Raw genomic sequence first — 13,662 nt, forward strand, 5'->3', positions numbered from 1 at the left:
GAAATGAGCGAAGCATGTGAGAATATTAGTAACCGGTGGTGGAACAGGAGGACATATCTATCCTGCTTTAGCCTTTGTGAATTATGTAAAACAACAAGAACCGGATTCTGAGTTTATGTATGTTGGTGGTAAAAAAGGGTTAGAAAATAAAATTCTACCCAAAACCGATATTCCGTTTCAAACATTAGAAATTCAAGGATTCAAACGCAAGTTGTCTTTTGATAATATTAAAACACTCCAACTTTTTTTTAAAAGTATTAGAAAAGCAAAACAAATTATTCAAACGTTTAAACCTGATGTTGTCATTGGTACAGGTGGTTATGTTTCTGGAGCAGTGGTTTATGCTGCTGCTAAAATGAACATTCCAACAATTGTGCACGAACAAAACAGTATTCCTGGAATGACCAATAAATTTTTGAGTCGATATGCCACAAAAATTGGTATTTGTTTTAAAGATGCTGCACAGTTTTTTCCGGCAGAAAAAACAGTATTAGTAGGTAATCCTCGTGCCAGTGAAGTCAGCAACGCTCAAAAATCGGATATTTTAACAACATTTGGTCTTCAACAAGAAAAACCTACAGCGCTAATTTTTGGCGGTAGCCAGGGGGCTTTAAAAATCAATCAGGCAGTTACAAAAGCGCTCCCGATTTTTGCTACCCGAGATTATCAGGTCTTATATGCTTCTGGTGAAAGATATTTTACTGAAATTAAAGATGCCGCAAAGATTGATCTAAGTCAGTTGACAAATGTGAGTATTGCACCCTATATTGATAAAATGGCAGCAGTGATGGTTTGCTGTGACTTATTAGTGGGACGTGCCGGTGCAACGTCCATTGCAGAATTTACTGCATTGGGTTTGCCGGCGGTATTAATTCCAAGTCCTTATGTGACCGCAGATCATCAAACTAAAAATGCACAAAGTTTAGTAGATGCTGGGGCAGCATTCATGATTAAAGACGATAATTTGACTGCTGAAACGTTGGTCAAAGCAATCGATGAAATCATGCAAAATCAAACAAAACGACAACAAATGGCCAATGCTTCTAAAACAGAAGGTATCCCAGATGCTAGTTCACGGTTATATCGATTAATAAAAGAAATTACAATGTAAGTAAAGGTGGTGACGCATATCAGTAAAAAAGACCAATCCAAGCAAAAACGGGAAAATTCAGATGTTCATGCAGTGAACTTGACACCGTGGCAAAAGGCTAACTTGGAATATCGAAAAAAAAATGGTCAGGATGCGCCGTGGTCGCCGACAGTCATTGAAGGACAAGAGCAAAAGGAAGAATTGCAATTACCAGAAAATGCGAGTGATCTGCCTGTTGAAGGCGGTTCATTAAATCCCAATGGTTCTTTTGCTGATCGATTGCCAAAATTGAAATACGAGCGCAATGCAGTACTTTATCGTCGATTAGCAATTATAATTACTTTGTTTTTAATTCCGTTGCTTTTTGCGCTATATTATGTTTCGCCTTTGAGCAAATTATCAGCACTTCAGGTAGCAAAAAACAATGTCGTTTCAAAAGCGGCTATTATAAAGGCTGCGGATTTTAAATTGGATGAGGGATTGTGGAAGCAATACTGGTATCGTAATAATAATGAAGAAAAGATAAAAAAAGCGTTGCCGCGAGTTAAAAGTGTTGCAATTTCAATTGAGCACTTTAATGAGTTCAAATTAGCTGTAACGGAATATCAAGAAGTGGCCATTTTGGAAAAAGGAGACAGTTATGCTCCGGTAATTGAAAATGGCAAAGTTTTAGCAGAAACAGTGAAAGAACCTGCTAAAAATTTGCCCATCTTAGAGGATTTTAAGTCGCAAAAACGAATTTTAGATGTTTTAACGCAATATCAAAAACTATCACAAGAATTACGCTCTAGTGTGTCGCAAATCAAATATACGCCAACTAATGCTAATAAAGATTTGTTAAATTTATTAATGAATGATGGAAATACTGTCATTATTAACATATCTAATTTAGCTGAACAATTGAAATATTATCCACAGGTTGCTAAAGAATTGAAAGGTAAAGGCGTAGTCGATATGGAGGTAGGAATTTTTACTTATCCTTATCCTAAAGATGATAAAAAAGCAGACACCAAAATTAACGGAAATTCAGCGACAACTGAAAGCAATAATCAAAATGAAACTAATGAAAATACAGCAGAAAATGAAAGTCAAAGTGAAACAAATAATAACAGTCAAATAGGTCAATAAAAATTTCAAATATTTTTCATAACGTATTTCTAAAAAGTCGATTTTTGTGGTATTATTGTTAGCAGTGAACAAAATATCAAACTGATAGATAAAAACGGACCTTTACTGTTCGATCTATATGGAAATTTAGTAGGAGGGAATCCCATTCATGGCAAAAACGGGAATGTATGTCGGCCTTGACATTGGAACGACTTCAGTCAAAGTTGTTGTTTCAGAGTATGTCGAAAACCAAATGAATATCATTGGTGTAGGCAACGCCAAATCTGAAGGTATTAACAGAGGGATTATTGTCGATATTGAAAAATCGGTTCAAGCAATTCAACGGGCCGTCAAGCAAGCAGAAGAAAAAGCAGGTATCCAAATTCGCAGTGTAAGCGTTGGTGTTCCAGCTAACTTATTAGAAGTAGAAAACTGTCAAGGAATGATCGCTGTTAACAGCGAATCAAAAGAAATTACAGATGAAGATGTACGTAACGTTGCTTCAGCTGCTTTAGTACGTTCAGTTCCTCCTGAAAGACAAATCATAACGATTTTGCCACAAGAATTTACTGTGGATGGCTTTGAAGGTATTAAAGATCCACGGGGGATGATTGGTGTACGTCTCGAAATGTTTGGCGTTGTTTTCACCGGCCCTAAGACAATTTTACACAACATTCGTAAATGTGTTGAAAAAGCAGGCCTTCATCTAAATGAAATGGTCATTACACCTCTTGCGTTAACAGAATCTATTTTATCTGATGGTGAAAAAGACTTTGGAACTACTGTAATCGACATTGGCGGTGGTCAAACAACAACTTCAGTTATGCATGATAAACAATTGAAATTTACCCACGTTAACCAAGAAGGTGGGGAATATGTTACCAAAGATATTTCAACTGTTTTAAATACATCATTTAATAATGCGGAAGCTTTAAAAATTAATTATGGTGATGCTTATCCAGAACGTACATCTGCTAGTGAAGAGTTTCCAGTAGATGTGATTGGAAAATCTGAACCAGTTAAAATTGATGAACGTTATTTAGCAGAAATCATTGAAGCACGCATGGAACAGATTTTCAATAAATCTAAAGAAGTATTGGACGAAATCGATGCTTTAAGCTTACCAGGAGGCGTCGTTTTAACTGGCGGTGCTGCAAGTTTACCTGGTGTGGTAGATTTAGCCCAAGAAATTTTTGGTACAAATGTAAAACTATATGTACCAAATCACATGGGTCTGCGTAATCCAGTCTTTACTAATGTGATTTCAATTGTAGATTACTCTGCTAATTTAAGTGAAGTCTATCAATTGGCTAAGACAGCTGTAACAGGAGAAAGAACGCAACCTGCGACTAGTCAAGAAGTACCAATTCCTGTTACACAAGAACCCGCCTATGATGAATATGATGGTCAAGAAGAATCTTATGAAGATTCAAATGAATCTACAGGCGAAAGCGTTAAAGATAAAGTAAAAGATTTCTTTTCGAATATTTTCGACTAAACCCAAGCAGGAGGAATAAACATTATGGAATTTTCAATTGACAATACCGTAAATGACGGCGCAGTCATTAAAGTTATCGGCGTCGGCGGTGGCGGTGGCAACGCAGTCAACCGAATGATCGAAGAAAACGTTAAAGGTGTAGAATTCATCGCGGCTAATACCGATGTACAAGCCTTAAAAAATTCAAAAGCAGAAACTGTTATTCAGTTAGGTCCAAAATATACACGTGGTCTTGGTGCTGGTTCTCAACCTGAAGTTGGTCAAAAAGCAGCTGAAGAAAGTGAAGAATCAATTCGTGAAGCTTTAGATGGTGCAGATATGATCTTTATCACTGCTGGTATGGGTGGTGGTACCGGTACTGGTGCCGCACCAATCGTAGCTAAAATTGCTAAAGAACTTGGAGCTTTGACAGTTGGCGTTGTTACACGGCCATTTACTTTTGAAGGACCAAAACGTGGTCGTTTTGCAGCTGAAGGTATCGCACAATTAAAAGAAAATGTGGATACATTATTAATTATTTCAAACAATCGTTTACTAGAAGTTGTTGATAAGAAAACGCCAATGTTAGAAGCATTCCGCGAAGCTGACAACGTATTACGTCAAGGTGTTCAGGGGATTTCTGATCTGATTACAGCGCCAGGCTATGTAAACTTGGACTTTGCTGATGTTAAAACAGTTATGGAAAACCAAGGAACTGCTTTAATGGGTATCGGAGTTGCTTCAGGAGAAGACCGTGTAATCGAAGCTACTAAGAAAGCTATTTCTTCTCCATTGCTAGAAACTTCAATTGATGGCGCTGAACAAGTCTTGCTAAATATTACTGGTGGCTTGGATATGACCTTATTTGAAGCGCAAGATGCTTCTGATATTGTTGCAAATGCCGCAACTGGGGATGTAAACATCATCTTGGGTACTTCAATTAATGAAGAATTAGGAGATGAAATCCGCGTGACAGTAATTGCAACGGGGATTGATCCGACAAAAAAGGAAAGTAAAGGTCGCGCTTCAAGACAAAATCAAATCCATAGTATCCCACAAAAGCCGGTTTTAGATATGGAACAAGCAAAACCAACTCAACCAGAAGATGATAATGCTTTTGGTGATTGGGATATTCGCAAGGAGCAAACAGTGCGCCCTAAAGTTGATGATACACAATTTGAAAATATCGAAAAGAAAGAATTCGATACATTTAATCGTGACGATGTAAAATCTGGTGAGGATGATGAATTAAGTACACCACCATTCTTCCGTCGCAAACGTTAATTAAAGCTTTGGAGGTAAGAGCACATGATTGCTGAGAACTTGCGGGAGGTCCGACAAGAGATACAGGAGTCATGTGCTCTTGTTGGTCGTGATGAAAAAAGTGTCCGGTTGGTTGCCGTGACTAAAACTGTCTCTAGCCAAGTAATGCGCCAGTTAGTTGATTTAGATGTTTTTGATCTCGCTGAAAACAGAGCAGATGTTTTCTTAGAAAAAAAACAAGAATTAGCTGATATTAATACAATTCGTTGGCATTTTATTGGCAATTTACAGCGGAGAAAGGTAAAATTAATTATAAATAAAATAGACTATTTTCATGCTTTAGATAACTTAAGCTTAGCAGCAGAAATTCAAAAAAGAGCCGATCATGTGCTTAAATGTTTTGTGGAAGTAAATATTTCTGGTGAGGCGTCAAAACATGGTGTTACACCAACAGAACTTTCTGAATTTATTGCTGCCCTTAGTGCTTATGATAAAATCCAAGTCGTAGGTCTGATGACAATGGCACCATTTGGAGCTAAAGTAGAAGAACAACGCGCTATATTTGGAAAGTTGCGGCAATTGCAACAAGAGATTGAAGCAACTAATTTAGTCTATGCTCCTTGTCATGAATTAAGTATGGGAATGAGTAACGACTTTCCTGCAGCTATTTATGAAGGAGCAACATTTATTCGTGTCGGTACGTCTTTAGTCAAGGATGCCTAAAAGGAGGAGTTATCATGTCGATTTTTAGTAAAGCGGCAGATTTTTTCGGTCTATCAGAAGATAGCTATGAAGAATATGAAGTGGCCTCTGCGGTCAATGGTTATGAAGATACGGTTGTTGAAGAAATTCCAGTGGAAAAGGCAAGTCCAGTAACAACGCATGAAGCAGTATACGAAACACCAAAAACAGATAAAAAAGTAGTTTCACTGCGTCAGAATATGAAAACACCTTCTGCTACTAAAAAGCATCAGGCGGTAAATAAAAATACAACTGGAAAAATTACGATTTTGGAACCACGAAATTATCATGAAGTGAAAAAAATTGCACAACACATTTTAAATGGAGAGGCAGTTTTGGTTAATTTTCAATCAGTTGAAGAGGATCAAGCAAGGCGAATTGTGGATTTTTTAACGGGGACTGTCTACGCTCAAGATGGTGATATCAAACGTGTAGGAGATGAAATTTTCTTATGTACGCCTTGTGATGTTGAAATTGACGGTCAGGAAACTTTCCCAACTGAAACAGATTTGTATGATTTAAATTAAGGAGGCAATTGCCATTTTTAGGTTATTAAGTTTGCTTAACGATGCCGTTTATCTATACTCGGTTTTACTAATGATTTATGCTTTATTGTCCTGGTTCCCAGGAGGTTATCAATCATCAATTGGGCGTTTTTTGCGCAAAATTTGTGAACCTTATTTAAGTTTGTTTGATCGTCTTAATTTAAGTATTGGACCGATTGATTTAACGATTGCTGTTGCAATTATAGTTTTAAATTTAGCTAGCCAAGGATTAACAACTATTTTAGTGAATATTATGTATTAAGAAATGAGGGGTGGGAATCAATGAACGTAAATGTCTATCAACATTTTCGGGCTGATGAACGCCCTTTTATTGACGCTGTAACCGATTGGATTGAACAAGTTCAAATGCAATATGCGCCGTATTTAACTGACTTTTTAGATCCGCGTCAAGCTTATATTGCCGAAACCTTGATTCGCCAAGAAACAGAATTGAAGTTTATGTTCTATGGTGGTTATGAGCAGGCTGAAAGACGTCGGTTGTTACTTTATCCGGATTATTATGAGCCAACTATGGATGAATTTGATATTGGCATTTATCAAGTACATTATCCAATTAAGTTTGCCAATTTAAGTCATGGCAAATTATTAGGTACTTTAATGGGGACAGGAATTAAACGGGCATATTTTGGTGATATTATCAGTGATGGATCTGCTTGGCAAATTTTTATTGCAAAAGAAGTTGCTAGCTTTGTAGCGTTACAAGTTACTAAAGTTGGCAATGTTGCAACCAGGTTAGAAGAACAGCGATATACAGATATTTTAAAACCAAAAGATAGTTGGGAAGAAGAAAAAAATACAGTTTCTTCTTTGCGTTTAGATACAGTTATTTCCACCGTCTTCAATATTTCTCGCCAGCGAGCTAAACAATTGGTAGAAAGTGGAAAAATCAAAGTTAATTGGACTGAAACAATGCGACCAGATTTTATGCTAGACTTACTTGATATTGTTTCAGTGCGAGGTTTTGGTCGCATCCAGTTACAAGCAATTGAAGGTAAAACCAAAAAAGATAAAATACGCTTAACATTAGGTGTTTTAAGAAAATAAGTAAAGGTGGTAGAAAAAATGGCATTGACTCCATTAGATATTAATAATAAGACGTTCGCAGTAAAAATGCGGGGATATAATCAAGATGAAGTTGACGATTTCTTGGATTTAGTCGGTCGTGATTATGAAGAATTAATTCAAAAGAATCGTGAAATGGAAAAAGCGTTAAAACACGCAGAAGAAAAATTAGAATATTTCAATGAATTAAAAGATGCTTTAAATCAGTCTATCATTGTTGCGCAAGATACAGCTGACAAAGTAAAAACAAGTGCCAGCAAAGAATCTGAAGTGATTGTCACATCAGCTCAAAATCGTGCCGATGAGTTAGTTTCGAATGCAGAAAAACATGCACACGAACTCACCACTGCAGCAGAACAAAAGGCTAAAGAAATCTTAAATGACGCGAGTGAAAGTGCGCGTCAATTAGCAACTGAAACCAATGATTTGAAGACAAAAACACGGGTTTTCCACCAAAATTTAACATTAATGTTGCAATCACAATTGGAACAAGTGAAAAGTCCAGAATGGGATGAAATTTTAAAACCATTTGCGAGTTATGTTCAAGATGGCCATGAGGCTTTCCAGCAACTAATGGAAAAAGAACTTGACAAAGAAAATCCAGATGAAGTAAACTCAAACAATGATATGACTGAAAATCAAGTCGATATCGTGGAAGCAAGTGAAAAAATTATTACCCCAAGTCAAGAAATTCCTGCGGTAAACACGTTAGATGATGCCAAAGAGTTATTAAATAAAATTGAAGAAAAAGACCAAAAATAGAACAGAAAAGTTTTTAGTATTTCAAAAGCGAGTCGGTGAGAGTGGAAGACCGATGAACCCTGCTAAAAAAAAGATCCTCTATTGGTTTTAATGTTGAATCAAGTAAACATTAACGTTTGATGTACGTTAACAATCACAAAGAAGTACAGTTTTGTACAAATTTGGGTGGTACCACGACAACGTTCGTCCCTTTTTAGGGATGAACGTTTTTTTATATTTTTCATTGGTGATAACTTTAAAAATAGAGAATGGGAGCGGATATTCATGAAAATGAAAGAAACATTGCATTTAGGTAAAACCGGGTTTCCAATGCGGGGCAATTTGCCAAACCGGGAAAAAGAATGGCAAAAAAACTGGGAAGAAGCTGACTTATATGGTCAACGTCAAAAATTAAACGAAGGAAAACCTTCTTTTGTTTTACATGATGGCCCACCTTATGCCAATGGTAATATTCATATCGGACATTCTTTGAATAAAATTAGTAAAGATATTATTGTCCGCTTTAAATCAATGTCTGGTTTTCGCGCACCTTATGTTCCTGGTTGGGATACTCATGGACTACCAATTGAACAAGTTTTAACCAATAAAGGAATTAAACGTAAAGAGATGTCAATGGCGGAATATCGGGAAAAATGTCGTGAATATGCGTTGTCACAAGTTGACAAACAACGCAACGACTTTAAACGCCTTGGAGTCGCTGGTGATTGGAATAATCCGTATGTTACACTTGATCCTTCATATGAAGCAGCCGAAGTTCGGGTTTTTGGTAAAATGGCAGAAAAAGGCTACATTTATAAAGGGTTAAAACCAATTTACTGGTCGCCTTCAAGTGAATCTTCCTTAGCCGAAGCAGAAATTGAGTATAAAGATGTTAAGTCCCCTTCAATTTATGTTGCATTTAAAGTAGTAGATGGTAAAAATTTATTAGATACGGACACTTCATTTGTAATTTGGACAACAACCCCTTGGACCTTACCAGCAAATCTTGGTATTTCTGTTAACCCAACTTATGCATATGTCCAAATTGAGGCAGATGGTAGAAAATTTGTTATTGCTAAAGATTTATTAGAAACGGTTAAAAATCAAATAGGTTGGGAAAATGTTAAAGTATTACAAGAGTTCCCTGGTACAGCCATGGAATATATGACGGCACAACATCCATTTTATGACCGAACTTCTCTTGTTATGTGTGGCGATCATGTTACTTTAGATGCAGGTACGGGCTTAGTTCATACTGCACCTGGACATGGTGAAGACGACTATATTGTTGGTAAAAAGTATAACTTAGATGTTTTATCACCTATTGATAACCGAGGCATTTTCACTGCTGAAGCGCCTGGATTTGAAGGAATGTTTTATGACAAAGCCAATCCAGAAGTTACGAAGTTATTAGAAGAAAAAGGTGCATTACTAAAATTAGACTTCTTTACCCACAGTTATCCCCATGATTGGCGAACCAAAAAACCCGTTATTTATCGAGCAACACCACAATGGTTTGCTTCAATTGATAAGTTTAGAAGTGATATTCTAAGTGAAATTGAAAAAGTTGATTGGATTATTCCATGGGGAAAAACGCGTCTTTACAATATGATTCGTGACCGAGGTGATTGGGTAATTTCTCGTCAACGAGCATGGGGTGTGCCATTGCCAATTTTTTATGCTGAAAATGGCGAAGCCATCATCACACCTGAAACAATTGATCATGTTGCTGCGTTATTTGCTGCTCACGGTTCGAATATCTGGTTTGAAAAAGAAGCAAAAGAATTATTACCAGTTGGTTTTACTCATCCGGGCTCACCAAATGGCGAATTTACGAAAGAAAATGATATTATGGATGTCTGGTTTGATTCAGGTTCTTCTCACGAAGCTGTTTTACGACAACGTCCAGAATTAAGCTTTCCAGCTGATATGTATTTAGAAGGTTCAGACCAATATCGTGGTTGGTTTAATTCAAGTATTACCACAAGTGTCGCTATCAATGGTGTAGCACCATATAAAGCGGTGTTATCACAGGGTTTCACATTAGATGGCGAAGGTCGCAAAATGAGTAAATCCCTTGGAAATACGATTGCTCCTGAAAAAGTTATCAACCAAATGGGAGCAGATATTTTACGTTTGTGGGTCGCAAGTGTAGACTACGAAGCTGATGTCCGGGTTTCAATGGATATTTTAAATCAAGTTTCAGAAGTATATCGTAAAATCCGTAATACAATGCGTTTCTTGTTAGCAAATACAAGTGATTTCAATCCAAAAGTGGATGCAGTACCTTTTGCAGAATTACGATCTGTCGACAAGTATATGACAGTTCGTTTAAACCAAGTGATTAAAACAATTTTAGAAGATGGTTATGAGAAATATAATTTCTTACACATTTATCGTACGGTAATGAATTTCTTAACGGTAGATTTATCTTCTTTCTATCTGGATTTTGCAAAAGATGTTGTTTATATTGAAGCGGAAAATGATCATGCACGACGTTCTATGCAAACTGTTTTTTATCAAGCTGCTGTTGCTTTGACAAAACTTTTAACACCAATCATTCCGCATACAGCTGAAGAAATCTGGTCTTATCTTCAAGAAGAAGAAGACTACGTTCAATTAGCAGAAATGCCAGGATATGAAGAATTTGCTAATCAAGCAGAATTGCTTGATATGTGGAGTGCGTTTTTAGACTTTAGAGATAAAGTATTAAAAGCTTTAGAAGAAGCGCGTAATGAAAAACTAATCGGGAAACCACTAGAAGCAAAAGTAACGATTTATCCAAATGAACAAATTGCAGATCTTTTAACAGCAGTAGACAGTAACTTAGCTAAATTATTAATTGTAGCTGAAGATTATTTTGTTGTTGAGAAAGTTGGTAGTGCAATTCCAACAAATGCAATGAAATTTGAGGATGTGGCAATTTTAGTTGAAAAAGCCGATGGCCATGTTTGTGATCGTTGTCGTCAAGTTAGAAAAGAAATCGGCAGTGATAGTGCTTTACCAACTTTATGTCACCACTGTACAGAAATTGTAAAAGAAAATTATCCTAAAGAAGTAGCAGAGGGGATTGAATAAAAATTTAAAGTCGCCAATTACGACTTTTCGTGTTATAAATAAGGACTTGAAATGTATGACATTTCAAGTCCTTATTTTACTTTTTTTTCTTTTATGAACGCATTTTAGTGGTAGGTGATGCAAAACGTGGTCCTAGTTTAAGTATTTGGGCTATTTTAGAAGGGCGTAAAGTGATAGAAAAAGTAATGAAGCATTGCGGAGTATATCAATAAAGAATAAAAAATGCCAGTACAACAATCAAATTGATCTTTGTACTGGTATTTTTTAATAAGCAGGGTTACTAATAAAGTCGGCTATTTGAATTTTACAATAATAAATTTCGTTCTTTATACCATTCATCTGGCTGCCAAATCCATTCGAAGCCATCTTTTTGCAGTAACTCAAAGGCAGATTCTGGGCCCATTGTACCTGCTGCGTAATTTGGAAAATCAGGATCTTGTTTATCCCAAGCAGCCCGAATGCGATCTACAATACGCCAAGATTGGGCTACTTCATCCCAGTGGGTGAAATTCGTACTATCCCCGTTTAATGCATCAAAGATCAACCGTTCATAAGCTTCTGGTGAGTTTTCAACCATTTCTGCAGTATTACGAAAGTCTAGTTTTACAGGTTTAGTAGCATAACCTTGTCCAATTTCTTTACCGTTTAAAGTCATGCTAAAGCCTTCTGTGGGTTGAATGTAAATCGTCAAAACATTTGGCGGTAATTCGCTTTTATCGTTGATTTCAGTCGTGTTGGAACGAAAGACATTAATTGGGACTTGTTTAAAAACGATATTAATTCGGGTGCCTTTTTCAGTTAATCGTTTGCCAGTACGGACGTAAAATGGCACGCCTGACCAGCGAAAGTTATCGATTAAAAATTTACCAGCTACAAATGTTTCGGTAGTGGAATCTTTGGCAACATTTGGCTCGTTGCGATAATCGGTGAACTCTTTATCACCAAGCTTGCCGTTTGTATATTGGCCTCTGACAAAATTTGTATAAACTTCTTCTTCTGAATAAAGACGTACAGCTTTTAAAGCTTTTATTTTTTCACTACGGATTGCCTCTTCAGTGAAAGCTACTGGTGGCTCCATTGCAAGTAAAGACAAAACTTGCAAGATATGATTTTGTACCATATCTTTTAAAGCGCCACTTTGATCGTAATAACCACCGCGGTCTTCAACACCTAAATTTTCTGCTAAGCTAATTTGGACATTGTCGATATAGCGCTGATTCCACATGGATTCAAATAAATTATTGGTAAAACGAATGGCTGAAATATTTTGTACCATTTCTTTACCTAAATAATGATCAATCCGATAAATATCTTTTTCAGCAAAAACTTCATTTATTTCATTATTTAAATCATTAGCAGAAGTAAAATCAGAACCAAATGGTTTTTCAATGATTACACGGTGATAACCGTCGGTATTTAGCATACCGCTTGTCTTTAATTGGGTAACGATTGTTCCAAAAAAACGCGGAGACATGGCCAAATAGTACAGGCGATTACCGCCAAGTTGATATTTTTCATTTAGGTTATCTGTTAATTCTTTTAAGACAGAATAGTGGCTTGTATCTGAAACATCATGAGATTGATAATAGAAATGACTAGCAAACTTGTCAGCTTCTTCTGTCGTTGGTTCTAAAGATGCAATCGACTCTTTGACGACTTCATGATAATGAGCGTCACTCCATGGTCTACGAGCAGTTCCAATCACAGCAAAACATTCGCTTAATTCTCCTTTTTTGTATAAGCGAAATAAAGATGGATAAAGTTTTCGTTTAGCAAGATCTCCGGTAGCGCCGAAGATCGTAAACAATACATTGGTGTTTTCAGTCATGTAATCTCTCCTTACAATTTATCGACAAAAATCGTATTAGCCGCTTTATAACTCACGGCCATATTTTTTTCTTCATTATGAATAGTAACCGGCCCTTCATAAGGAGCAATGGCGGTAATGGTATATTCTTCATGGATGGCTAAATCAATACTAACAAGATAATCCAACAATTCTCGTTCGTCTAATACGCGGGCAATTTTGACTTTTGTTCCTACAGGAAAATCAGCTAAGGTTTTCCGTTTTTTTTCAGTAACCAAGGAATTTTCAGCAGGGATTTGTCCGCCGTGAGGACAATAAGAAGGGTGATTTAAGTAGTCTTCTAAACGCTTGGCTAGTTTGTTCGATGTGACGTGTTCTAAAACTTCAGCATCATCATGGACTTCATTCCAAGAATAGTGGAGATGTTCTACGAGAAAAACTTCCCATAAGCGATGTTTGCGTACTAAGTCACTGGCGCTTTTTTTACCGGATGCAGTTAATTGCACGCCTTGATAGGCCGTATGTTCTACTAGACCTTCTTTTACCAACTTCGATAACATTTCACTAACAGAAGCAGGTGAAACACTCAGACCGGCAACAATTTGTTTGTTGTTAATTTTTTTTTCGTCGCCACCAAGTTCTAAAATTAATTTTAAATAATCTTCACGATTAGGTGTCACAGGAGTCAATCCTTTCTGGTGAATGTTTCATTTAAAACGACCAGATAACT

General features: G+C 36.6%; 12 protein-coding genes and 1 other annotated feature. Of the genes, 10 read left to right on the forward strand and 2 right to left on the reverse strand.

Going from position 1 to position 13,662, the window contains the following annotated elements; genetic code table 11:
* Positions 1–16 precede the first annotated feature (16 nt).
* From murG to ileS, 10 genes are all read left to right on the forward strand, one after another.
* Positions 17–1,111, forward strand: a complete 1,095-nt coding sequence (murG, locus tag EsVE80_RS04330) for an undecaprenyldiphospho-muramoylpentapeptide beta-N-acetylglucosaminyltransferase (RefSeq protein ID WP_173102606.1) — start codon at positions 17–19, stop codon at positions 1,109–1,111.
* Positions 1,112–1,120: 9 nt separating this feature from the next.
* The gene (locus EsVE80_RS04335; protein ID WP_232061274.1) at positions 1,121–2,218 is read left to right on the forward strand and encodes a cell division protein FtsQ/DivIB; all 1,098 of its coding nucleotides are present in this window, start codon (positions 1,121–1,123) and stop codon (positions 2,216–2,218) included.
* A 148-nt stretch (positions 2,219–2,366) separates the two neighbouring features.
* Positions 2,367–3,695: a cell division protein FtsA gene (ftsA, locus tag EsVE80_RS04340; RefSeq protein WP_173102608.1), complete on the forward strand. Its 1,329-nt coding sequence runs from the start codon at positions 2,367–2,369 to the stop codon at positions 3,693–3,695.
* 24 nt (positions 3,696–3,719) lie between these two features.
* Positions 3,720–4,958, forward strand: a complete 1,239-nt coding sequence (ftsZ, locus tag EsVE80_RS04345) for a cell division protein FtsZ (RefSeq protein WP_173102609.1) — start codon at positions 3,720–3,722, stop codon at positions 4,956–4,958.
* A 24-nt stretch (positions 4,959–4,982) separates the two neighbouring features.
* Positions 4,983–5,660 (forward strand): YggS family pyridoxal phosphate-dependent enzyme, encoded by a 678-nt coding sequence (locus tag EsVE80_RS04350; RefSeq protein WP_173102610.1) that lies wholly within the window; start codon positions 4,983–4,985, stop codon positions 5,658–5,660.
* A 14-nt stretch (positions 5,661–5,674) separates the two neighbouring features.
* Positions 5,675–6,205 (forward strand): cell division protein SepF, encoded by a 531-nt coding sequence (locus tag EsVE80_RS04355; protein ID WP_173102611.1) that lies wholly within the window; start codon positions 5,675–5,677, stop codon positions 6,203–6,205.
* A 31-nt stretch (positions 6,206–6,236) separates the two neighbouring features.
* Positions 6,237–6,485 (forward strand): YggT family protein, encoded by a 249-nt coding sequence (locus EsVE80_RS04360; protein ID WP_173102612.1) that lies wholly within the window; start codon positions 6,237–6,239, stop codon positions 6,483–6,485.
* A gap of 20 nt (positions 6,486–6,505) precedes the next feature.
* Positions 6,506–7,288, forward strand: coding sequence for a YlmH family RNA-binding protein (locus EsVE80_RS04365; RefSeq protein WP_173102613.1), 783 nt, complete (start codon positions 6,506–6,508; stop codon positions 7,286–7,288).
* A gap of 18 nt (positions 7,289–7,306) precedes the next feature.
* A complete protein-coding gene (locus EsVE80_RS04370) occupies positions 7,307–8,068 on the forward strand; it encodes a DivIVA domain-containing protein (protein ID WP_173102614.1) in 762 nt (253 codons plus the stop codon).
* Positions 8,052–8,262: a binding site (T-box leader), on the forward strand. Its footprint overlaps the gene before it by 17 nt.
* A 70-nt stretch (positions 8,263–8,332) precedes the next feature.
* Positions 8,333–11,125, forward strand: coding sequence for an isoleucine--tRNA ligase (gene ileS / locus EsVE80_RS04375; RefSeq protein ID WP_173102615.1), 2,793 nt, complete (start codon positions 8,333–8,335; stop codon positions 11,123–11,125).
* 304 nt (positions 11,126–11,429) lie between these two features.
* Here ileS and zwf read toward each other — a convergent pair whose 3' ends face one another.
* Both zwf and EsVE80_RS04385 read right to left on the reverse strand, forming a co-directional pair.
* Entirely contained in the window at positions 11,430–12,953 is a 1,524-nt protein-coding gene (zwf, locus tag EsVE80_RS04380) for a glucose-6-phosphate dehydrogenase (protein WP_173102616.1), read from the reverse strand.
* An 11-nt stretch (positions 12,954–12,964) separates the two neighbouring features.
* Complete coding sequence (locus tag EsVE80_RS04385) at positions 12,965–13,612, reverse strand: metal-dependent transcriptional regulator (protein WP_173102617.1); 648 nt, start codon at positions 13,610–13,612, stop codon at positions 12,965–12,967.
* Positions 13,613–13,662: the final 50 nt, after the last annotated feature.

Source organism: Enterococcus saigonensis (assembly GCF_011397115.1).
GTDB classification, from domain to species: Bacteria; Bacillota; Bacilli; order Lactobacillales; family Enterococcaceae; genus Enterococcus_C; species Enterococcus_C saigonensis.

Excerpts from the sequence above, each read along its gene's own strand:
- ftsA (WP_173102608.1), top strand. The coding sequence starts at position 2,367 with ATGGCAAAAACGGGAATGTATGTCGGCCTTGACATTGGAACGACTTCA.
- ftsZ (WP_173102609.1), top strand. The coding sequence starts at position 3,720 with ATGGAATTTTCAATTGACAATACCGTAAATGACGGCGCAGTCATTAAA.
- EsVE80_RS04350 (WP_173102610.1), top strand. The coding sequence starts at position 4,983 with ATGATTGCTGAGAACTTGCGGGAGGTCCGACAAGAGATACAGGAGTCA.
- EsVE80_RS04355 (WP_173102611.1), top strand. The coding sequence starts at position 5,675 with ATGTCGATTTTTAGTAAAGCGGCAGATTTTTTCGGTCTATCAGAAGAT.
- EsVE80_RS04365 (WP_173102613.1), top strand. The coding sequence starts at position 6,506 with ATGAACGTAAATGTCTATCAACATTTTCGGGCTGATGAACGCCCTTTT.
- EsVE80_RS04370 (WP_173102614.1), top strand. The coding sequence starts at position 7,307 with ATGGCATTGACTCCATTAGATATTAATAATAAGACGTTCGCAGTAAAA.
- ileS (WP_173102615.1), top strand. The coding sequence starts at position 8,333 with ATGAAAATGAAAGAAACATTGCATTTAGGTAAAACCGGGTTTCCAATG.
- zwf (WP_173102616.1), bottom strand. The coding sequence starts at position 12,953 with ATGACTGAAAACACCAATGTATTGTTTACGATCTTCGGCGCTACCGGA.